The following is a 21,609-nucleotide window of genomic DNA, read 5'->3' as shown; positions in this document are numbered from 1 at the left end:
AAGCATGCGCCGGAGTCCAAGCCCATGGCGGAAAATAAAGACGAAGACCCCAGCACTGAAACCAGCCATGAACAGCAGCAGATGGCCGAGCGGATCAAGGATTCCGCCCGCCAGATCTGGCTGGCGGGGCTGGGAGCCTATACCAAGGCGGAGGAGGACGCAGGCCGGTTCTTCGAGCGTCTGGTCAAGGAGGGCGAGGACATTGAGGAACGCACCCGTGGGGTCGTCAACCGGCAGGTGAAAGCCGTTGAGGACAGTGTGGACGGAGTCCGTGAGCGCGCTTCCGGTACCTGGAACCGGCTGGAATCCGTGTTTGACGAACGTGTTTCAAAGGCACTGGATCGGCTGGGTATTCCTGCGCCTGGGCGGGTCCGTGACCTGGAGCATCAGGTACAGCACCTGCAGGACGAGGTGGAAAAGCTGCGCAGAGAGCTGGAACAGCAGCGCGGTGACTGAGCCCGCCTAGAGATAGTCCTCGCTCATCGCCTCCAGTGCCTCGCGCTCCTCGGCGCGCAGGTAGGGGGCGACCAGAACCATGACCTGGTAGACACCCCGCCCCAGATCCACCGAATCCTTCTGGTTCAGGTGTGACAGCATCTCGAAGCTCAGCCAGTAGGTCAGGGTCAGCACGATCTGGTGGCACAGCGCCTCCACTTCCCGGTCGCTTGCCGAGAGGATGCCCTGTTCACGGAAACTGGCGCAGATACGGCGCGTGGCCTGGTACTTCTGTTTCACAATGCGCTGGAAGCGCGGCTGCAGGACCGGGTAGCGGGAGAGGACATTGACCAGGTCCTGGTAGAGAAAGCGGTAGCGGGCGATGGTTTCGAACAGCAGATGCAGGAACAGCCACTGGTCGTCCACCGAGATTTCGACCTCCGGTACCGCAAGCAGCTCCTGGATCTCGTGTTCATAGCGGTCGTAGAGCTCGGTGACGATCTCACTCTTGCTCTTGAAGTGGTAATACAGGTTGCCCGGGCTGATGTCGATCTCGTCAGCGATCTGCAGCGTGGTCACGTTGGACTCCCCGTCCGCGTTGAACAGCTCAAGGCTGGCGTCGAGGATCCGATCACGGGTCTTGCGCTTCATGCGGCCGCACCATCCCAGTGCTCGGTTTACCGGCGAAAGTCAGCCCATACCGGACAGTGGTCGGAGGGCTTGGTCATACTCCGGATACTGTAGGAAATACCACCGTCTGTCACGCGCTGGGCCAGGGCATCCGTCGCCAGGATCAGGTCGATCCGCAGGCCACGCTTGGGATCCCGCTCAAACCCACGGCTGCGGTAGTCAAACCAGCTGAAGTCGTCATCGGTCTCGGGGTAGAGATGGCGGTAGACATCGTTCAGCCCCCAGCTCTTGACCTGCTGCAGCCATTCCCGTTCTTCCGGCAGGAAGGAGCACTTGCCTTCGCGCAGCCAGCGCTTGCGGTTGTCCTCACCAATGCCCACATCAAGATCGGTGGAGGAGATATTGAGATCCCCCATCACCATCAGCGGGTGTTCGGGTGAATACTGCTCCCGCAGCAGGCGCTGGAGATCCTGGTAGAACCGCTCCTTGGCGGGGAACTTGGTGGGGTGATCCCGGCTTTCCCCCTGTGGGAAATAGCCATTGATGACCGTCACTGTTTCATCCCCCACCGGAATGTCCGCCGTGATCAGCCGGCGCTGGGCATCGTCGTCGTCCCACGGGTAGCCACGCTGGACACGTACCGGCTCGTTCCGGCTCATCAGCGCCACACCGTAGTGGCCTTTCTGGCCGAACCAGTTCACGTGATACCCCAGCTGTTCCACCTCCGCGGCGGGAAACTGGTCATCCGCAACCTTTGTTTCCTGAAGCCCGATCACATCGGGCTGGTAATCGTTCACGAGCTGCTCGAGCTGGTGCATCCGTGCGCGGATGCCATTCACGTTAAAGGTAACGAAGCGCATGAGGTCCGGGTCTTTCTGCATGTGTGCGAAGTCGGTGTACAACGGCGCCATACCCTACCACAGCTCGACCACGGGTGCAGGGGCTCAGTGGCAGCCGGGCGCGTTTTCATGCTCATAGCGGATGTGCGCCCTGTGATTGTCCTCGGGATTGCGAAGAATGTTGGTGAGCCCATGGAAATCAGTGAGCTGGCGCTTATCGTTGAAGGCAAGGTGAAGGGGGTCCACGAACCAGCTGGAGACCCAGCCCGCCACGCTGATGCGGAACACATGCTCCCCATCCAGGGCCTGCATTTGTGCGGGTTCGGCATCGAAAGCGTAGAACTTGCCCCTGGTGGGAACCAGGAACTGGATGCGGACATCCTCACCGTCCTCGACCAGGGTTTCCCAGTTCTGGCGCACCATAACCTCAAATCCGGCGTCGATCACGCCATTATCCGGGGCCTTGATGCGATAGCTGGACTCGTCTCCGCTGCTGGCACGGTAGCGGATCCGCACCCGTCCATTTTCCGGGTTGCGAACCTGCATGCGCTCACCGAAGCGCTGATCTTCCAGCGTGAAGCTCGGACGCGAGGGGGTATCACCATAATCCAGGGTTTTCTGGGCGATGATGTCACCCTCCGGGTCGCGGTAGGTCACTTGGTGTTCACGGGGCGCCCAGAACCCATTACGGCATTCGCCGGTCTGACGGTGCTGTTCGGTATAGACGATTTTCCCGGAATCAAGGGATTCGGCGCTACCGCTGAAGCGGATTTCCTTCTCCGCCGATGCCGTGATCGTGATCCCGGCCAGCAGCAATCCGGCCAGAAAGCGGTTACCAGCGTTGTTCATAGAGAGGCACTTCCTCAATGGATTCCAGCCACTGGCTGATACGCACCAGCACAGGGTATATCAGCCCCCAGCCAACGCCGATGGCCACGATGCCCCAGAGGCCGTAACCGATCTCGATGGTGCCGACGCTTTCAGCCGCAGCGTAAGCGAGAGCGCCCGCGAACGGTGGCAGACCAAAGAGTACCAGCCGGTAATGACGCATCCAGTAGAGGCAGTGGTTCACGGCGGTGGCAAAAACCGCCCAAAGCATGACCAGCCATACCGGAATCATGCCGCTGGCATAGGCGCCTTCGTGGCCGGGGAAGCTGAGAATGCCGAGGTTCTGGTGGAGAACATCCAATACGCTGCCGAGCACGGTGGCCATGAGGATGAAGCGGAATTCGCGCTGCGGAAAGGCGCTGATGAACATCAGGTGGGCAGCGACCACGGCCACGCCGGCGAGAGCCGCCAGCTGGCCGGGATACAGCACGGCCACGAACCACCCGAGCTGGAAGAGGATGAAGTTCGCGAGACTCCGCATGCTCAGGTTCTCCCATCGGTGAGGTCGCCGGCGGCTACGATGCAGGAGCGGCGGTTGTCTGGCTTGCCCATCAGAAGCTGGATGTTGCCGATGCGCCGCTCCGCGAATCCAGCCTCGCAATAGGCGAAGTAGTACCGCCACAGGCGGATGAACGCGTCAGAGTACCCGAGGCTGCGGATGGCGTCACGGTTGGCCTCAAAGCGCTCCCGCCAGCAGGCGAGGGTGCGTGCGTAATGCAGGCCAATGTCCTCTGCATGGCTGAAGACCAGGTCCGAGTGGTCCCGTACTGCGCCCAGTATGGCGCCCAGCGATGGGATGAAGCTGCCCGGGAAAATGTAGCGCTGGATGAAGTCCACGTTCTTCAGGGCACGCTCGTATCGCTGCTCAGGGAGTGTGATTGCCTGGATCAGGGCGAGGCCGTCCGGTTTGAGCAGCGCGCTGAGCTGTTCCATGTATTCGCCAAGAAACTGCGGCCCCACCGCCTCGATCATTTCGATGGAGACGAGTTTATCGTAGGTCCCTTCAAGGTTGCGGTAATCCTCGTAGAGCAGCGTTATGCGGTCATCCAGACCCTGAGCCGCAATCTGTTCCCGGGCCCATTCGTACTGCTGGGCGGAGATCGTTGTGGTGGTCACATGGCAGCCATAGTGCTGTGCCGCGTGGAGGGCGAAACCGCCCCAGCCGGTGCCGATTTCCACCACCTGGTCCCCTGGGCGCAGATCCAGCTTCTGGCAGATCCGGTCCAGCTTGTAGCGGGAGGCCTCTTCCAGAGTACTTTCCGCAGAGGGGAAGATGGCGGCGGAGTACATCATGGTTGGGTCGAGGAAGCGCTCGAAGAGGTCATTGCCGAGGTCGTAGTGTGCCTCGATGTTCTTGCGCGCGCCGGTGCGTGTGTTGCGGTTGAGCCAGTGGAGGGAGCGCCGGGCCGGCCGGGTTACCCAGGAGACCCGGTCCTCGAACCCGTTCATGCGGTCGTTGTTACGGGCAAAGAAGCGCAGAAGACCCGTCAGGTCGGGGGAATCCCAGTCTCCGGCCACATAGGCCTCGGCGGCGCCGATGCTGCCACCGGAGACCATGTCCCGCCAGGCGGAGGCGTCATGTACGGTCAACTGCACCGGATGGTGTAGACCGTCGTCGCTGCCGAACCAGCTCTCACGGTCGCCTTCAACCACGCGCAGCTGACCCTGTTCGAGATTGCGCAGCGTTGCCGTAACCAGGACGCGAGCCCAGTGATCGACGGGCGCCAGTGATGAGCGCGGTGCTGTTATTTTCAGGTTTTCCATGATGTTACCGTTCCAAACTGATCCGATGATGCATTGGCTGGCACGCCCAGTGCCGGTTCCAGGTTGCTGGCGGAGGCACCCTCCCACTGGGGGTGATCGTGGAAGACCGCCCCCTTACGCCAGAGCCGGAAGGCGTTGAGGTGAATGCCAAGGCTGGCTTTCAGGGTCTCCGCCGGGAAGCGCCGCAGCGCACGTCCCGCCACTTCCGGGGTGAGGGGCTGACGGTCGGTGGCCAGTGTGGCATCGAAGACCCGGCCCTCATGGCCACGTACCGTCATGTGCACACGCAGCGCTTCGGGATGGAACCCGAACAGCCATTCGTAATCCTGTTCCATGGGGTTGAAGGGTGAGACATGGAACTGCTTGGCGAAACGGTAGCGACGGCTCTGCCACCCGTTACCTGTTTCCGTGATACTGCCGCCCGAAAGCACGTAGCTGTGGCGCTGCTCCCAGGGCGTATTGGTGATCTGGGCCAGTATGGCCTCGGGCACCGGGTTCCTCTGGGCGTCCGCGTCCCGGGCGTAGCAGAAGTAGAAGCTCACCGGATTGAAGATCCAGCCCCAGTAACGCGGATGGGTGATGAGCTCGATCGGCCCGGTGGGGCGGTTGCCGGTGGCAATCTCAACATGACGGCGTACAGCCCCGTCCAGTGATCCGTTACCGGGCTGGAAATAGTCGCGGCGCCGGAACCAGACCCGGTTCGGGCGCCTTGTTGAAATGCCGGGGTTAAGACCCTCCAGCCTGTCCCATTCGTCCAGGCGCACGGCGTACATCCCCATGGGATACTCAAAGTCATGCCGTACCGGCATCATCCGCCGGTGGCGGATGCTGCCTTCGAGAAATCCGCTCTTGAGAGGCTCAGCACTCATTCCAGTGTTTCTCCCAGTGCTTCACAAACGCGCAGGGCGCTGCGCACGCCATCCTCGTGGAACCCGTTGAACCAATAGGCACCACAGTAATGAGTACGATGGTGGCCCCCGATCCGTTCATAGCGGCTTTGGGCATTGATGCCCTCCAGGGTGAAGCGCGGGTGCGAATAGCTGAACCGCTTGATGATGCGGGAGGGATCAATGGCATGCGTGCGGTTCAGCGTCACGCAGAAAGTCTCTGGGGCGTCGCGGAAATTCTGCAGGATGTTCATGTTGTAGGTGACGGAAACCGGCTCATCCGCCGACTCTGGCAGATGGTAGTTCCAGGCGGCCCAGGCACGGCGGCTGCGGGGCAGTACCGAGGGGTCTGTATGCAGGACCACGTCATTGGGCTGGTAGGGCAGTGCGCCCAGGATAGTGTTTTCCGCTTCCGTGGCGTCCGACAGCATGGCCAGTGCCTGATCGGCATGGCTGGCGATGATGACCTGGTCAAAGCGTTCATTGCCGCGCCTCGAGGTCAGTGTGACCCCTTCCGCGTCCCGGGAGACGGTATTAACCGGCGTATTGGTGTAAACGCGTTGCCCCAGGGGCGCGGTCAACGCCGGGATATAGGCCTCGGAGCCGCCCTGGATGACCCGCCATTCAGGCCTGTCGGAGACGGACAGCATGCCGTGGTTGTTAAAGAACCGCAGGAAGAAACGCACCGGGAAACGGTCCATATCGCTCTCCGAAGCGGACCAGATCGCGGCTCCCATGGGAATGATGTAATGCTGCCGGAAATACCGCGAAAACCCATGGCGCTGCAGGTAATAACCCAGTGTTTCCGTCTCTGCGATCCGGTCGTTGACCAGGTCGTCCCGGGTGAGACGGTTGAAGCGCAGGATTTCGCCGACCATTCCCAGGAACCATGGATTGACCAGATTGCGGCGCTGGGCAAACAGCGCGTTCAGGCTGGTGCCGTTGTACTCGAGACCCGTGGCGCCTCCGTGCACGCTGAAGCTCATGGTCGAGGTTTCCGAGGCAATGCCCAGCTGATCCATGATCCGGATGAACCCCGGGTAAGTCCAGTCGTTGTAGACGATGAAGCCGGTATTCACCGGCCAGCTCCGGCCGCCGGCTTCAACGTGTTCGGTGTTGGTGTGGCCACCCAGTTGATGCTCGGCCTCGTAGAGATGAACCTCGTGCCGGCGGCTCAACAGCCAGGCGCAGACAAGTCCCGAGATGCCACTGCCGATGACGGCAATTCGCTGTGGTTCAGTCATGGAAGTGATCAGTCGTTTGATTCCTTGGCGTTACGGGACATGGCCGCCGCCATACGGTCCCGCAGTGACCGTGGCAGACAGGCGAACAGCTTGAGCATCAGCGTGAACCGTCTGGGGAAGTGGATATCCGGCCTGTGTCGCGTCAGGTCCCGAACCATGATGCGCGCGGCATCCTCCGCCTCCATCAGGAAGGGCATCGAGAAATCATTCTGGTCGGTAAGCGGTGTGCGCACGAATCCGGGGGAGATCAGTGACACGTCGATCCCTTCTCCCGCCAGGTCAGCGCGCAGCGATTCCGCAAGGTAGGCCAGGCCCGCCTTGGAGGCGCCATAGGCTTCCGCACGGGTGAACGGGAACCACCAGGCGGAGGAGCCGACCACTGCCAGCAGGGGGTGGCGCTCCCGGTTCCGGCTGGTCCGGAGTACCGGCAGAACGGCCTCAATCGCCCGGGCTGTGCCGACAATGTTGGTGTTGACCACCCGGGAGACCAGCTCCGCGTCGAAATCCGACACATCCATGTATTCACAGGTGCCCGCGTTGAGAATGGCCCAGTCAATGGGCGCCATGGCGTGCAGCTGTTCGCGGAAGTAGCGGCAGTCCTGGGGGCTGGTCACGTCTCCCGCCAGGGGGGTGACCGCGTTACCGTATTCAGCCACGATCTCATTGAGCCTGTCGCGGTTGCGCCCGGTTGCAATGACCCGGTGCCCCTGGCGGACAAGTTCGGCGAGAACCGCCAGCCCGATGCCCGAAGTAGCGCCGGTGAGCCACACCGTCAGATTGGTGGTGTTGTGCTCGTTGCTCATACCGCTCTACTCCTGATCCACTGAATGATCCGGCCGAGCACCGGAATGTTCTCGTAGAGAAGCTCGCCCGCGTCGTAGTAGTCGCGGTGGAAGACGATCAGATCATCCTGCCCCTTCAGGAGGCTCACCCCTTCGACGATGAAAGACCGGCCATGGGCCAGTTTGGGGTGCTCCAGCGTCATACTCCAGGGCAGCATGACGCTGTGGGCATTGCTTGCCGGCTCACCGAAATCGAACTCACAGCTGGTGACATTGACATAGGCCGAGCGCAGATACTGCGCCAGTGATTCCGTACCCCGGCGCTCCACCAGTGGGTCCCGAAACAGGACTCGGTCGTGGTAGCACTCCTCCATCAGGGCCTCAATGTCCGGAGGTGCACGATTGAACAGCGACTGGAAGCGCGCGACCTGTTTACTGCTCAGCGTCATGGCCATGTCTCTGTCGATCCCTTTCCAGGGTCTCCTGATAAACCGCTTTGGGAATGGGTTTCAGGTTATGGATGATGCCGGCCTTTTCCATCAGCCAGAGCAGGTAGAAGGTGATGTCGATCTCCCACCAGCGAAAGCCCTGGCGTGCGGATGTCGGGCAGCGGTGGTGATTGTTGTGCCAGCCCTCGCCGAGGGTGAGCAGGGCCAGCCAGAAATTGTTGCGGCTGTCGTCAGAGGTCTCGAAGCGCCTCCGGCCCCATACGTGGGCCAGGGAATTGATGGAGACAGTGCCGTGGAAGACCGCCACGGTTGAGATGAAGAAGCCCCAGATCGTCAGCTGGGGGCCATTGGTGCCAAGGGCCGGAGCCCAGGCGGCCAGAGCCTCACCCAGCGCGTAGATGCCAACCACGCAGACCAGCGGAACAATGGCGTCAAAACGGTTCAGGAACCGGAGCTCCGGATAGCGGGCCCAATCCCCAACCCGGCGGTAATCAGTCAGGAAAGCCGCGTCACAGGTAAACCAGCCCACGTGGGACCACCAGAACCCCTGCTGCTCTGGGGAGTGGAGATCCTTGTCGGTATCCGAGTGCTGGTGATGATGGCGGTGATGGGCGGCCCACCAGAGTGGTCCACGCTGCACGGCGCTACTGCCGATCACCGCGAAGATGAACTGCCAGAAGCGGTTGGTACTGAAAGTCTTATGGGCAAAGTACCGGTGATAGAAGCCGGTTATCGCGAACATGCGCAGCACGAAGAAACCGATGGCGAACCAGACGGCAAAGGGACTCACGCCGACCCAGATCACCCCCAGGCATGCCAGGTGCAGGCCAATGAAGGGGATGATCCGGATCCAGTTGAGCCGGGTGCTGCTGGCATCAATGTGTTCAGCGCCCGCTTCGGAGTCGAACCACCTGAGGAAGCTGTAAAGGAGATTGCGTGCCTGTGCCATGATATTCCGACCTTGGGATTCTGTAACCGCTATTGCGCTGATGCGACCATCATACAACGACCTATACGCCGGTGTAGTAGGGGCGGATCAAAAACGCGGCTGGGGGGTGGGGCAATAGGGGAGATTGGGAGAATCAATCATGCCCGTAGAGGCTCGGGCAGTCTGTAGAAATGGACGATGGTGCTGTCAGCGAACTTCTGGAAGAAGGTGGACATGTCCGTAATGCGCTCCAGATGGCGCTTACCGGTCACCGCGTCGCGCGCAAGGACCTGAATGCCGTCGAAGTGGTCGCGAATGTGGGAGAAACGGGCATGCATGGTGCAGGTCACAATCTCCTGAACCGGGGCCTCAAGGGCACTGGAGAGGTAGTGACGGTGGGCCTCAATGGCCTCGGGATCCAGCCCCTCCCGGGTGTCGACGTGCTTCAGACGGACCCGGTCCACCACACAGCGCGAACAGCTGGCCGGGTTGGCGCGGGCCTTGCGCCGGAAAGCTTCCCAGAAAAAAGTGTCCGTAATGTCCGCGAAGTTACGGATGTCGCCAAGGCAGTTGTCCACCCAATCAAGTACGTCCCTGTCCTCAAGCACTTCGTTGATTGCTTCCCGCAGCAGCCAGTCAAAGCCCAGCGCCGTCTTGTGGGCATAGACCTTGCGGTACATCTGGTAGCGGGAATAGACGAAGTCCTCAAGTGCCCCCAGCCCTTTCTGGGTGACAGCCAGTCCCAGCCAGGGGGAGTCCAGGCTCCAGCCGAAGCGCAGGTTGTTCAGCAGGTGATCCAGGTTGAAACCACCAATGGTCACCGAGGAATGGAAGCCGTCCCGCAGCATGTAGTCGGCGCGGTCGGCATCGATCTCGCCAGAGACCACCGAGGACAGCAGATCCATCACCAGGCGTGGGACCGCGCTCGTCTCAAGGGCGCCGGCGTGAGCGTCCGGGCCGGCGATAAAGGCCCAGAAGGTGTGGGCGTGCTGCTGGAAGCGTTCGCTGGGCGCGGGCTCGGTGGTCTCCATGACGCCGAGCACATCCTGGATCTCAATGCCGGAACGTCCCGGCAGGTCCATATCCGAGAGCACTTCCCAGGCAATGCGCACCGAGTAGTGCTCGTGCTCCAGTACATCTGGCAGTTCAGGATAGAAGGTGCTGGCATCGATGCCCGCCCAGAGCTGATCAAAGCGCCCCGGAGCCTGCATCAGCTGCTGGATGCGGTCGGCCTGGTTGAACTGGTGCGAGAAACTGGAATGACCACTGTCGTGGAGCAGGCAGGCCAGACGGATGACCTTGGCCATGTAGTCGATCGCATCCAGCTGCTCAAATGTCAGTTCGGGATGGCGGCTGAGCTGGCGTTCTCGCAGGTAGGCGTCCATCATGGCGCGGAACATCCGGTCACCCACGTGCATCACGCCAATACTGTGCAGGAAGCGTGAGTGGGTGGCGCCGGGAAACACCAGACTCAGAATGTCATTCTGGCAGATGTTGCGCAGGCGCTGGAAAAGACGGTGGTCAATGACATCCACCTCATGGCGGTGGAGCCGTATGCCACCATGGACAGGGTCCATGATCAGCTTGTCGTAGGCACCGAGCAGGTCATCCAGGGCACTTCGCGTCATCGGGCTTTCCGCTTGCCTAAGTTGCGCAACAGGGCCAGACTCTAGCACATCAGCCGCGCCCGCGTACCGCCGCGCCGGGCGGGATATTCGCTGTCTTTGGGAGCGGTGCCCATGGCCACCCGCACGGAACACATTCTCATCATTGATCCGGAGGCTGACAGCCGCAATGAGCTGTGCCGCCACCTTCAGGTCCGTGGGTATTACGTGACCGCATGTGAAAGCCTGATGGAGGGGGTTGCCAGTCTGAGTGCGACACCACCGGATCTGATCTTTGCCGATCTGCCGGCTGCCCATATCAGCGATCTTGCGCGCGAGGCCACGAGCGGCGGCGTGGAGGCGCCCGTGATCGCACTGAGTGGTGCCAGCACAGCGGATGAAGTGGTTGCAGTCATGCGGGCAGGCGCCTCGGAAGTGGTGCTTAAGCCCCTGGATGACAAGAATGCCGTGGACGACGCGCTGGCCAAGCTTTTTGAACGGATACGGGTGGCCCGACTCAACGAGGTCTACCGTGAGGAACTGGAACGCAAGAATCTGAACCTGCGCGAGGGGATCTCCGAGCTGCGTGCGGACCAGAGTGCCGGGCGCAAGGTACAGATGAAGATGCTCCCCGACCCGGACCAGTCAATGGCCGGGGTACACATGACGCACTGCATCCAGCCATCGTTGTACCTCAGCGGTGATTTCCTGGATTACATGAAGCTTGATGAGCACCTGAGCCTGGTCTACATCGCCGATGTGTCCGGGCACGGGGCCAGCAGCGCCTTCGTAACGGTACTGCTCAAAAACCTCACCAACCGCCTCCAGCGCAATCTGCGGCGCGGCTCCAGTGAGGACATCCTGGATCCGGAGCGGTTCCTTCAGAGGGTCAACCATGAACTGCTGGAAACCGGTCTGGGTAAACACGTGACCCTCTTTGTGGGCCTGGTGGACACCCAGGCCCGTGAACTGCGTTACTCCGTGGGCGGCCACTTCCCCATGCCGATCCTCCTGGATGGGAATGGCGCACGCTTCCTTGAGGGCAGCGGCCTCCCTGTAGGGCTGTTCAACAAGCCCGACTGGGCCCATTACAGTGAGCGGCTGAACCCCGGCTTCCGGTTGATCCTGTTCTCGGACGGCATTCTTGAAGTGATCGATGCCCCCAGTCTGGACGAGAAGGAAAAACGGTTACTTGAACTCGTGCAATCTGGACGTCACACTGTCGAAAGACTCAGTGAGTCGTTACAGATCGAGGCAATGGACGAACTTCCCGATGACATTGCCATAGTGACGGTGACCGACGGACGTGCTGCTGATGAGTGATTGCAAGATTCTGCAGGCTCAGGAGCGGGGTATTTACGTACTCAAGTTCATCGGAGAAGTACGTCTCAATCTTTGCTCAACGCTGGACCAGATCATTGATGACATGTTCGGAAACCCAGAGTTCCGGACTGTGGTGGTGGATCTCACCGAGACGGAAGTGATCGACAGCACCACACTCGGGCTGCTGGCCAAAATCGCCATGGCCTCCGAGGAACGCAGCCACTTCCTGCCCACGCTGATCACCACCAACCCTGACGTCACCCGCATCATCCATTCCATGGGTTTCGACCGCATCTTCCTGATCGTGCGCGAACCGGCACGGGATCCCCAGGAACTCGAGGAGATTCCGCTCATGCGCGCCAGTGAGCAGGAAGTGCGGGACAAGGTCCTGGATGCGCACCGGACCCTGATGAGCATGAACCATCACAATCAGGAACAGTTCCAGAATCTGGTGCGTGCCCTGGAATGCGAAGCCCCCTGAACCCATCTGAACAAACCGAATAAGCCCGCTTCATGGAGAACGCGATTCAGACCACTGTGTTGGGTGGTGGCAGTTTCGGCACCGCCATGGCCCAGGTACTGGCCGAGAACGGGCATCCCGTCCGACTCTGGATGCGCAGTGCCGAGCAGGCAGAGGCCATCCGCCACACCCGCATCAACCACCAGTATTTCCCGGAACTCGAGCTGGACTCGCTGGTTGAACCCACCACCGACATGGGTGGTGCCATCGAGCAGGCAGAGCTGGTGTTCGTGGCACTGCCCAGCAAGGTCTTCCGTGATGTGATCCGAAACGCTGCCGGCCATTTCCGCGACCAGCAGATGGTGGTCAGCCTCACCAAGGGGATTGAGCGCGACGGTTTCCGGCTCATGAGCCAGGTACTGAAGGAAGAGCTGCCCGGCACCCGGGTGGGGGTCCTGAGCGGGCCCAACCTGGCCGGCGAGCTCGTCCAGCATGAGATTACCGCTTCCGTGATCGCTTCCGAGGACCGGGAACTGCGGGAGCGTGTCCAGCAGGCCCTGGGGAACGCCTATTTCCGTATCTATGCCAACCTGGATGTGTACGGTGTTGAGCTTGGCGGCGCACTCAAGAACATCTATGCGGTGGTTTCCGGCCTGGCCGATGCCAGGGGTATGGGCGAGAACACCAAGTCCATGCTGATTACCCGCAGCCTGGCGGAAATGAGCCGCTTTGCCGTGAGCATGGGGGCCAACCCCATGACGTTCCTGGGGCTGGCCGGCGTCGGGGACCTGATCGTGACGTGCAGCTCCAGTCTGAGCCGCAATTACCGGGTCGGCTATGCCGTCGGGCAGGGCAGCACTCTGGATGAGGCCGTGACGGAGCTCGGGCAGGTGGCAGAGGGGGTCCGGACCCTGGAGCTGGTCCACGAGAAAGCCATCGAGCTGGACGTCTACATGCCCCTGGTACGGGGGCTCTACCAGATCCTTTACCGGGGAGCTTCCATCACCGATGTGGTGGGAGCGCTCATGAATGCCACCCAGAACAGCGACGTGGAGTTCATTCTGCCCCGTCAGGGCGAGGGTTCCGCCATCTGATCAGCCCTGGCGCACGAGGCGTTCCAGGGTGTCCAGTGCCTGCTCCAGTGCGGCATAAGGGGTATAGAAGTGGGGCGAGAACCGTACCCCGCCGCCGCGGCTGGCGCTGATAACCCGCTGCTGGGCCAGCCGGTCACAGAGATGGCGGTTGTCCAGCCCATCGACCTGTACGGTGTAGATGCCCAGCCGGCGCTGTGGCTCCGGGGGCGTCACGGGGGTAATACCCTTAATGCGATCCAGACCGCTCGCCAGGCGGCTCACGCGCTGGTCAATCAGGCTCCTGACCTGATCCAGTCCCACTTCAAGCAGCAGACCGGTGCTCGCCTCAAGGGCATGGGCTGCGAGCAGATTGGGGCTGCCGCACTCAAAGCGCCGTGCGTCCGGAGCCGGGGCCCAGTCCTTACGGTCGAAGTTACCGGGGTCGGCAACCATGTGCCAACCGTATTCATAGAGTTTCAGTGACTCCCGCCATTCCGGTGCTACATAGAAAAAGGCCAGGCCTTCGGGTCCCAGCATCCATTTGTGGCCATCCGCCATGGCGAAATGGGCGCCCGCGGCCTGGACATCCAGCGGCTCGGCACCGGCACTCTGGATGGCGTCCAGACAGAACAGGATGCCATGGCTGTCACAGAGCGCGCCCAGATGGGCGGCGTCGAGACGCAGGCCGGTGCCGTACTGGACTGAACTGACCGACATCAGGCGGGTTCTGTCAGTGATCAGGTCCTCAATCGCGCCTTCCGGTGTGACGTCCTGGCGGTCGATATCCGCCACCCGTATGCGGACGCCACGGCTCACAAGGGACTCCCACACAATCCGGTTGGAGGGGAATTCCTGGCTCGTGATGATGATTTCATCCCCTTCATGCCAGTCCAGGCCAGCCGCAACCATGGAAAGCGCTTCGGAGGTGTTCTTGCACAGGGCGATGTCCTGCGCGGACGGTGCATTGATCAGCCGGGCCAGGTTGTGCCTGAGCTGGTCCTCAACCGTGAGCCACTGGGGATAGTGAGTGGCCCCCAGGTGGCTGTTCTCATGGGCGAAGCGGGCAACGGCATCACTGGCACGCCGCGGCCAGGGTGCCACGGCCGCGTGGTTGAGATAGGCAAGCCCCGCCTCAAGCGGGAATTCACTCAGCAGCTGCGTGGCTGAAAAACGCTCCGTCATGCTCCGTCTCCGTCATGTCCGTCATTGAAGGGGAGGGCTCGCACCGCTAGTATCGGACCTGTTCCATGCACTGATTGCGCCGGAGGGCTGCAGATGGGGGAACCCGATTCCCAGGCGGAACTGGCCCGACAATTCGAACACGTCGCCCAATACGATACAACCGGAAAGGGCCCGCCGGTGGATCAGTGGGATCCGCCGTTCACGGACGACCTGGAACTGTTCATCAACCGCAATGGCCGCTGGTTCTACCAGGGCCGTGAAATTGAACGGCTGGCGCTGCGCCGACTCTTCGCCTCCATCATGCGGCGTGAATCAGATGGTTACTACTATCTTCTAACACCGCACGAAAAGTACCGCATCCAGGTGGAAGATGTTCCCTTCCTCGCACACAGCGTTGAGCAGGAAGGTGAGGGGGGTGGGCGCGTTCTCTGGCTGCATACGGATGTGGAGGACCGCTTCCCGATCGGTGACTCGCACCCGCTGATCGTTCGAACGGATGATAAAAGCGGCGAACCCCAGCCCTATGTGATGGTACGGCGCGGGCTCCAGGCCCGGATCGAGCGCAGTGCCTTCTACCACCTCACGGAACTGGCTGAGGAGCGGGCCATCAACGGCGCAACCCACGTCGGGGTGGTCAGTCAGGGCAGTTTCTTTTCCCTGGGCCGGATCGGCTGATCACGGTTTTCAAAGCCGCCATTATTTTCTATCATGGAGTATGGGTGCCTGTATTGAGCAGCACCCTTGCGTCCCGGATCGTCGTAAGTCCCTCTGTACAGGCCGCTGTTCAGCAACACTTTCGATCCACCGCACTATTGTTATTACGACGTTTCTGTCCTATACGCAAGGAGTCAACATGACCGAATCCCGTGTCGTCAGCATCCACTACACCCTCAAGAACGACGAGGGTGAGGTTCTGGATTCTTCCCGCGAGCGTGAGCCGCTCAGCTATCTGGAAGGGGCCCAGAACATCATCAGTGGCCTGGAAGAAGCACTGACCGACAAGGCCCAGGGTGACGAAGCCCAGGTATCCCTGGATCCGGAGAACGCTTACGGCGAAGTCCGCGAAGAACTGGTCCAGCCCGTCCCGAGCTCCGCTTTTGAGGGCGTTGAGAAGGTCGAGCCCGGCATGCAGTTCCAGGCGGAAACGCCCGGCGGCCCGCAGATCGTACGCGTGGTATCCGTTGAGGATGAGACCGTGACCATCGATGCCAACCATCCGCTCGCCGGCCAGCGTCTGCACTTCGATGTTGAGGTGGTTGATACGCGTGAGCCGTCCGACGAAGAGAAAGAGCACGGCCACGTGCACTGAGTCTTTCTCCAAGCACTGAATCAGCAGCGTTTTCAGTGCAACGGACATAAAAAAGGCGACCCGCGGGTCGCCTTTTTTTGTACCTACCCCTTACATATTGGGATAGTTGGGGCCACCGCCCCCTTCGGGGACCACCCACTGGATGTTCTGGGCCGGGTCCTTGATGTCGCAGGTCTTGCAGTGGATGCAGTTCTGCGCGTTGATCTGGAACTTCTTGCCGCTGCCGTCCTCGGCATCCACCACCTCGTACACGCCCACCGGGCAGTAACGCTGTGCCGGCTCGTCGTAGGTCGGCAGGTTATCCCGGATGGGAATCTCCGGATCCTTGAGCTGCAGGTGGCAGGGCTGGTCTTCCTCGTGATTGGTGTTCGACATGAACGCCGAGGACAGCCGGTCGAAGGTCAGCTTGTTGTCCGGCTTCGGGTAGTCGATCTTCGAACACTCAGAGGCCGGCTTAAGCGCCGCGTGATCCGGCGTGGTGTCGTGGAAGGTGATCGGCAGCGGCCGGCGCAGGATGTTCTGCTCCAGGTAGGCGATGCCGCCACCGATCACGGTGCCGAACTTGTGCATGGCCGGGCTGAAGTTGCGCTCGGCGAACAGTTCCCGGAAGAGCCAGCTGTTCTCGAACTTCTCCGCAAAGGCGGTCAGGTCCTCGCCGCCTTCAGAGCCCTTCTGGATCGCCTCGAACACCGCTTCAGCGCCCAGCATCCCGGACTTCATGGCGGTGTGCGAGCCCTTGATCTTGGACGAGTTCAGCGTGCCCGCGTCACAGCCCAGCAGCAGCCCGCCGGGGAAATGCATCCGGGGCAGACTGTTGTAGCCGCCCTTGGTGATGGCCCGCGCCCCGTAGGATACCCGCTTGCCGCCTTCCAGGTGCTGTTTGATGGTCGGGTGCGTCTTCATCCGCTGGAATTCCTCGAACGGCGAGACGTAGGGGTTGGAATAGGACAGGTCGGTGATCAGCCCGACATAGACCTGGCCGTTTTCCAGGTGATACAGGAACCCACCCCCTGTGGAGCCGCTCTCGGACAGCGGCCAGCCGGCGGTGTGCACCACCAGCCCGGGTTCGTGGTTGGCCGGGTCGATGTCCCACAGCTCCTTGATGCCAAGGCCGTAGTGCTGCGGGTCCTTGCCCTCGTCCAGGTTGAACTGCTGCAGCAGGTCCTTGCCCAGGTGCCCCCGGCAGCCTTCGCTGAACAGGGTGTATTTCGCCCGCAGCTCCATGGGTGGCATGTAGCCGTCCTTGTGGTTGCCCTCGGCGTCGACGCCGAACTCGCCGGTGAGGATGCCCTTGACCACGCCATCCTCGTACAGGACTTCGGCGGCCGGGAAACCCGGATAGATCTCGACGCCCAGCTGTTCGGCCTGCTCGCCGAGCCAGCGGCACAGGTTGGCCAGGCTGATGATGTAGTTGCCATGGTTGTGCATGTTCTTTGGCACAAAGGCGTTGGGCGCCTTGCGGGCACTGTCGGCGCCGCGCAGGAAGTAGATGTCATCCCGGGTGACCGGCGTGTTCAGCGGGGCACCGCGCTCCTTCCAGTCGGGGAAGAGCTCATTGAGGCTGGTCGGCTCGAAAACGGTGCCGGCGATGATGTGGGCACCGACCTCGGATCCCTTCTCGACAACACAGACGGTCAGTTCCTGCTCCGCCTCGTTGGCCAGCTGCTGGATACGGCAGGCAGCCGAGAGTCCAGCAGGGCCCGCCCCCACGATCAGGACGTCAAACTCCATCGATTCGCGTTCCACGATAGTCTCCTCAGGATTTCCAATGGGCAATCTGTGGCTTTACGTTGCCACAGGATATATCATCATGGAAATCAAACAAACGTTTGTTTGAATGACATTGAGCAATGGCATCCCGTCCCTGGAGCTATTGACCCCCTGTGGTTTTGTCGTCAGTATTAGGGCGCTTTTGCCGGGGACGCCCGCCGCATGAACATTCTAAACCCATGGCAGGAAACGAGGAATCTATGAAGGTTCTGGTCGCTGTAAAACGAGTGATTGACTACAACGTCAAGGTTCGCGTCAAGCCGGATAACACCGGCGTGGACCTGTCCAACGTCAAGATGGCAATGAACCCATTCTGCGAGATCGCCGTTGAGGAAGCGGTCCGTCTCAAGGAGAAGGGCGTTGCCACCGAGATTGTCGCCGTGACCATCGGTCCCAAGGTCAGCCAGGAGCAGCTGCGCACCGCGCTGGCACTGGGCGCTGACCGCGCCATCCAGGTCGAGACGGACGAAGATGTCCAGTCCCTGGATGCGGCCAAGATGCTCAAGGCCGTCGTGGACAAGGAAGAGCCGAACCTGGTGATCATGGGCAAACAGTCCATCGACACCGATAACAACCAGACCGGCCAGATGCTGGCCCAGCTGGCCGGGATGCCCCAGGGCACCTTTGCCTCCGAGGTCGAGGTGGAAGGTGAAAAGGTCAAGGTGACCCGTGAGATCGACGGCGGCCTGATGACCGTTTCCCTGAACCTGCCGGCCGTGGTTACCACGGATCTGCGCCTGAACGAACCGCGCTACGCTTCGCTCCCCAACATCATGAAGGCCAAGAAGAAGCCGCTCGAGACCATCAGCCCGGCCGACTTGGGCGTCGATGTTGCGCCGCGGCTCAAGACACTCAAGGTTGAAGAGCCGCAGCCGCGTCAGCCCGGTGTCAAGGTCGAGAGCGTTGAGGAGCTGGTCGACAAACTGAAGAACGAAGCGAAGGTGATTTAAATGAGTACACTGGTTATTGCAGATCACAACAAGGGTGAGCTGGCCGGGTCGACACTCAGTGTTATCGCCGCTGCCAAGTCTGCTGGTGGTGACATCGACGTCCTGGTCGCCGGCAAGGACATCGGCGGTGTTGCCGAACAGGCCGCCAAAGCGGACGGCGTCAACAAGGTGCTCGCTGCCGACAATGACGCTTACGGGCATGATCTCGCCGAGAATCTCAGTCTGCTGATCGCGGAAGTGGGCAAGGGCTACAGCCATCTGTTCGCCTCCGCCGGCACCGTTGGCAAGGACACCATGCCGCGTGTTGCCGCCATGCTCGACGTGGCGCAGGTTTCCGACATCATCGGTGTGCAGTCCGAGGACACCTTCGTTCGCCCGATCTACGCCGGTAACGCGATTGCGACTGTGCAGTCCAGCGACAGCGTGAAGGTGATCACCGTTCGGACCACCAGCTTTGACCCGGTTGCGGCTGAGGGCGGTTCAGCTTCGGTTGAATCCGTGGAATCAGCGCACGACGCCGGCCTTTCCGAGTTCGTCAGCGAAGAGCTGGCCGAATCCGATCGTCCGGATCTGGCAGCTGCCGACGTGGTCATCTCCGGTGGTCGCGGCATGCAGAATGGCGACAACTTCAAGATGCTGGAGTCTGTCGCCGACGTTCTGGGCGCCGCCATCGGCGCGTCCCGTGCCGCCGTCGACGCTGGGTTCGTACCAAACGACATGCAGGTCGGCCAGACCGGCAAGATCGTGGCCCCGAACCTCTACATCGCCGTCGGCATTTCCGGTGCCATCCAGCACCTGGCCGGCATGGGCGATTCCAAGTTCATTGTGGCCATCAACAAGGACGAGGACGCGCCCATTTTCCAGGTGGCGGACTACGGCCTTGTAGCGGACCTGTTTGATGCGGTACCGCAGCTTGAGGAAGAACTCAAGAAGGTGGTCTGACGGAACGCCCGTATCAGGCTATGATGAAAGCCGTACCCTCCGGGGTGCGGCTTTTCTGTTTACAACGATCCGAAAAGTGGACTCATGCTGACGCAGACGCACGCAATCGCTGGCGCTGCAACACTCGTTGCGCTGATTGCCTCAGTCGTTCTCCACTGTATGGCCGCTACGGCGCTCATGCGGCGCTTTGATGGCACCAGCCTGCACCAGTCCCTAATGTATGGTCCTGATGGTTCTGGGGCTTTTTGTAGCCCACGTCATTGAGATCTGGCTGTTCGGTTTGGTCTCTTGGACGCTGGCCCAGATTGAGGGTGCGGGTTCTGTAACCGGAGGCCATGTGTCCGGCGTGATGGACTACATCTACTTTTCCGCCGTGACCTATACCACTTTGGGGTATGGAGAGGTTTATCCTGTTGGCCCCATCCGTTTCATTTTTGGCGTGGAGGCGCTGATCGGCTTCATGCTGATCACCTGGTCCGCCTCCGTTACCTTTCTTCAGATGCAGCGTTTCTGGCGCTGACTGGCTGGAACGGTCAGGGCGTAATTTGTGCGACCGCCTGCTCCGCGGCTTCACGATACGGGTGAAGAATCAAGTCCACGTTCCTGTGTTTCCAGTGAATTTCGTCATCCTCCCGGAAGCTGGCAATGGCGATGCGCCCGGATCTCGCAAAAAGGGCGAGCCCCTGCATCAGAATTTCGTTCACTTCGCGCCGGGGCAGTGTGCTGACAACCCACTTCGCGGTGTGGACCGGCAGATGGGACAGGAACTCAATGTCCTCCGCGTCACCAAAGACGGCATGTATCCCCTCGGTCTGGGCCCGTTCGACCCGTCCCGGATCAATATCAACACCAATGACGTCTTCCCCGCGTTCGATGAGTTGACCGGCAATGCGTCGCCCCAGACGTCCCAGTCCAATGATGATGATCGGAGCCGCCTGCCCCTGTGTATAGTCGTCGAGTTCACGGTAGGTCAGAGTACGCTCGAACGGCGAGAGCCACCCCCGAACCCGCTCAAAAAGCTGTTCCGAGTAGAGAATCATGTAGGTTGAGGTCGTGATGGTCACGATACCGACCAGCGTCACCACACCGAGCACGTTATCGCCGATGTGGCCGAGGCCCAGCCCCATGGTTATGAAGATGATCGAGAACTCGCTGATCTGAGCCACGGTCAGCCCCGCCTTGAACCCAGTACGACGCCGATACCCCATGCCTCCCATAATGGCCATGACGATCAGGGGATTGCCGATCAGAACGAACAGGGAGAGAACCAGGGCAGGAAAGAGGTTGTCTCCAATAAGGCTCAGGTTGAGCTGTTCACCCATGTAGATGAAAAAGAACAGGAGCAGGAAGTCCCGCAGGCTCGTCAGCCGGCTTGTGATCACGTCCTTGACGGCCGTGTTGGCCAGGGAGAAGCCGGCAATGAACGCCCCGACTTCCTTTGAAAGCCCCAGGATGTCCGCTCCCGCCGCAAGCATGGTCCCCCACGCGATGGCGAACAGCATCAGCATCTCGACGGAGCGGGCCAGGCTGCGCATCAGCCCCGGAATCACATACCGCATCAGCAATGGCAGGACGACCACCATGAACACCACGCTGATGCCAAGGCCCTGAAGCGGCGGGATAAGCTGGTCATCCGCGGTGGGGATGGTGAGGTTCAGGCCCAGCATGGCGAGAACAACTGCGATGTCCTGGACGATCAGGAAGCCCATGGCGATGCGGCCATGCAGGGATTCCAGCTCGCCTTTGTCGGAAAGGAGCTTGACGATGATGATGGTGCTGGAAAAGGTCAGGGCGATGGCGATATAGAGCGCATCGATTGGGGAAAAGCCGAGCAGAAGCGTCAGACCGAAACCGATCAGGATGGTGAATGCAAGCTGACCCAGTCCCGTCGCCAGGGCCACAGGCCCCAGGGAACGCACAATCCTCAGATCCAGTTTGAGACCAACGACGAACAGCAGAATGGTGATGCCCCAGTGAGCAAGGAGGTCAATCTGTGTGTGGGCGGAGACAATGCCCAGTATGCTGGGGCCTACAATGATGCCGACCGCCAGGTACGCAATAAGCAGTGGCTGGCGCAGGAGCATGGAAAAATAACCCACAACCACGGCGATCAACAGCAGTAACGTGAACTCCTGATAGATTTCCATGCG

Annotated in this window: 23 protein-coding genes; 9 read left to right on the top strand and 14 right to left on the bottom strand. The window is 60.9% G+C overall.

The genetic code is table 11. The features are described from left to right. Positions 1-24: 24 nt before the first annotated feature. A complete protein-coding gene (locus F3089_RS03915) occupies positions 25-456 on the top strand; it encodes a phasin family protein (RefSeq protein WP_151439536.1) in 432 nt (143 codons plus the stop codon). A 6-nt stretch (positions 457-462) separates the two neighbouring features. Here the strand turns inward: F3089_RS03915 and F3089_RS03910 are convergent, their stop codons facing one another. The 11 genes from F3089_RS03910 to F3089_RS03860 form a co-directional block, all read right to left on the bottom strand. Then, positions 463-1,086, bottom strand: coding sequence for a TetR/AcrR family transcriptional regulator (locus F3089_RS03910; protein ID WP_151439535.1), 624 nt, complete (start codon positions 1,084-1,086; stop codon positions 463-465). 26 nt (positions 1,087-1,112) lie between these two features. Beyond that, positions 1,113-1,925, bottom strand: a complete 813-nt coding sequence (gene xthA, locus F3089_RS03905) for an exodeoxyribonuclease III (RefSeq protein ID WP_151439659.1) — start codon at positions 1,923-1,925, stop codon at positions 1,113-1,115. A gap of 84 nt (positions 1,926-2,009) precedes the next feature. Continuing rightward, positions 2,010-2,753 (bottom strand): hypothetical protein, encoded by a 744-nt coding sequence (locus F3089_RS03900; protein ID WP_151439534.1) that lies wholly within the window; start codon positions 2,751-2,753, stop codon positions 2,010-2,012. Continuing rightward, positions 2,737-3,273 (bottom strand): DUF2878 domain-containing protein, encoded by a 537-nt coding sequence (locus tag F3089_RS03895; protein ID WP_151439533.1) that lies wholly within the window; start codon positions 3,271-3,273, stop codon positions 2,737-2,739. Before F3089_RS03895 ends, F3089_RS03900 begins: the two co-directional genes overlap by 17 nt. Positions 3,274-3,275: 2 nt before the next feature. After that, positions 3,276-4,556 carry an SAM-dependent methyltransferase gene (locus F3089_RS03890; RefSeq protein WP_151439532.1) on the bottom strand — a complete coding sequence of 427 codons (1,281 nt, stop codon included), beginning with the start codon at positions 4,554-4,556 and terminating at the stop codon, positions 3,276-3,278. Then, entirely contained in the window at positions 4,544-5,425 is an 882-nt protein-coding gene (locus F3089_RS03885) for a DUF1365 domain-containing protein (RefSeq protein ID WP_151439531.1), read from the bottom strand. Before F3089_RS03885 ends, F3089_RS03890 begins: the two co-directional genes overlap by 13 nt. Beyond that, a complete protein-coding gene (locus F3089_RS03880; RefSeq protein ID WP_151439530.1) occupies positions 5,422-6,687 on the bottom strand; it encodes an NAD(P)/FAD-dependent oxidoreductase in 1,266 nt (421 codons plus the stop codon). Before F3089_RS03880 ends, F3089_RS03885 begins: the two co-directional genes overlap by 4 nt. An 8-nt stretch (positions 6,688-6,695) precedes the next feature. Next, on the bottom strand, positions 6,696-7,490 hold the full coding sequence (locus F3089_RS03875) for an SDR family NAD(P)-dependent oxidoreductase (protein WP_151439529.1): 795 nt from the start codon (positions 7,488-7,490) through the stop codon (positions 6,696-6,698). Beyond that, on the bottom strand, positions 7,487-7,918 hold the full coding sequence (locus tag F3089_RS03870) for a nuclear transport factor 2 family protein (RefSeq protein WP_160898742.1): 432 nt from the start codon (positions 7,916-7,918) through the stop codon (positions 7,487-7,489). The genes F3089_RS03875 and F3089_RS03870 overlap by 4 nt, the downstream gene beginning before the upstream one ends. Then, on the bottom strand, positions 7,902-8,867 hold the full coding sequence (locus F3089_RS03865) for an acyl-CoA desaturase (RefSeq protein WP_151439527.1): 966 nt from the start codon (positions 8,865-8,867) through the stop codon (positions 7,902-7,904). The genes F3089_RS03870 and F3089_RS03865 overlap by 17 nt, the downstream gene beginning before the upstream one ends. Before the next feature lie 137 nt (positions 8,868-9,004). Next, positions 9,005-10,474, bottom strand: a complete 1,470-nt coding sequence (locus F3089_RS03860; RefSeq protein WP_151439526.1) for an HD domain-containing protein — start codon at positions 10,472-10,474, stop codon at positions 9,005-9,007. 111 nt (positions 10,475-10,585) lie between these two features. Between F3089_RS03860 and F3089_RS03855 the strand changes: the two genes are divergently transcribed. From F3089_RS03855 to F3089_RS03845, 3 genes are read left to right on the top strand one after another with little or no spacing between them, the layout of a single operon-like run. Continuing rightward, a complete protein-coding gene (locus tag F3089_RS03855; protein ID WP_151439525.1) occupies positions 10,586-11,773 on the top strand; it encodes a PP2C family protein-serine/threonine phosphatase in 1,188 nt (395 codons plus the stop codon). Next, complete coding sequence (locus F3089_RS03850; protein WP_151439524.1) at positions 11,766-12,254, top strand: STAS domain-containing protein; 489 nt, start codon at positions 11,766-11,768, stop codon at positions 12,252-12,254. Before F3089_RS03855 ends, F3089_RS03850 begins: the two co-directional genes overlap by 8 nt. Positions 12,255-12,286: 32 nt before the next feature. Beyond that, entirely contained in the window at positions 12,287-13,327 is a 1,041-nt protein-coding gene (locus F3089_RS03845) for an NAD(P)H-dependent glycerol-3-phosphate dehydrogenase (protein WP_151439523.1), read from the top strand. On the opposite strand, the gene F3089_RS03840 is transcribed toward F3089_RS03845, so the two are convergent. Continuing rightward, positions 13,328-14,488, bottom strand: coding sequence for an aminotransferase class V-fold PLP-dependent enzyme (locus F3089_RS03840; protein ID WP_151439522.1), 1,161 nt, complete (start codon positions 14,486-14,488; stop codon positions 13,328-13,330). Between the two features lie 93 nt (positions 14,489-14,581). On the opposite strand from F3089_RS03840, the gene F3089_RS03835 reads away from it, so the two are divergent. Together F3089_RS03835 and F3089_RS03830 are read left to right on the top strand one after the other, a co-directional pair. Further along, complete coding sequence (locus F3089_RS03835; RefSeq protein WP_151439521.1) at positions 14,582-15,163, top strand: DUF1285 domain-containing protein; 582 nt, start codon at positions 14,582-14,584, stop codon at positions 15,161-15,163. 178 nt (positions 15,164-15,341) lie between these two features. Further along, the gene (locus F3089_RS03830; protein ID WP_095616885.1) at positions 15,342-15,797 is read left to right on the top strand and encodes an FKBP-type peptidyl-prolyl cis-trans isomerase; all 456 of its coding nucleotides are present in this window, start codon (positions 15,342-15,344) and stop codon (positions 15,795-15,797) included. 90 nt (positions 15,798-15,887) lie between these two features. Here F3089_RS03830 and F3089_RS03825 read toward each other — a convergent pair whose 3' ends face one another. Further along, entirely contained in the window at positions 15,888-17,543 is a 1,656-nt protein-coding gene (locus F3089_RS03825; RefSeq protein ID WP_151439520.1) for an electron transfer flavoprotein-ubiquinone oxidoreductase, read from the bottom strand. A gap of 224 nt (positions 17,544-17,767) precedes the next feature. Between F3089_RS03825 and F3089_RS03820 the strand changes: the two genes are divergently transcribed. The 3 genes from F3089_RS03820 to F3089_RS03810 all read left to right on the top strand — a co-directional run bounded on the left by F3089_RS03820 (position 17,768) and on the right by F3089_RS03810 (position 19,979). After that, positions 17,768-18,517, top strand: coding sequence for an electron transfer flavoprotein subunit beta/FixA family protein (locus F3089_RS03820; protein WP_151439519.1), 750 nt, complete (start codon positions 17,768-17,770; stop codon positions 18,515-18,517). Beyond that, positions 18,518-19,459, top strand: a complete 942-nt coding sequence (locus F3089_RS03815; RefSeq protein WP_151439518.1) for an electron transfer flavoprotein subunit alpha/FixB family protein — start codon at positions 18,518-18,520, stop codon at positions 19,457-19,459. Positions 19,460-19,688: 229 nt separating this feature from the next. Continuing rightward, positions 19,689-19,979 carry an ion channel gene (locus F3089_RS03810; protein ID WP_192497267.1) on the top strand — a complete coding sequence of 97 codons (291 nt, stop codon included), beginning with the start codon at positions 19,689-19,691 and terminating at the stop codon, positions 19,977-19,979. A 13-nt stretch (positions 19,980-19,992) separates the two neighbouring features. Here F3089_RS03810 and F3089_RS03805 read toward each other — a convergent pair whose 3' ends face one another. Next, complete coding sequence (locus F3089_RS03805) at positions 19,993-21,606, bottom strand: cation:proton antiporter (protein ID WP_151439516.1); 1,614 nt, start codon at positions 21,604-21,606, stop codon at positions 19,993-19,995. Positions 21,607-21,609 lie beyond the last annotated feature (3 nt).

The sequence above is a fragment of the Halospina sp. K52047b genome (genome assembly GCF_008709855.1).
Lineage (GTDB): Bacteria > Pseudomonadota > Gammaproteobacteria > Pseudomonadales > Oleiphilaceae > Halospina > Halospina utahensis_B.
This window is presented reverse-complemented; position numbering and strand designations above follow the sequence as displayed.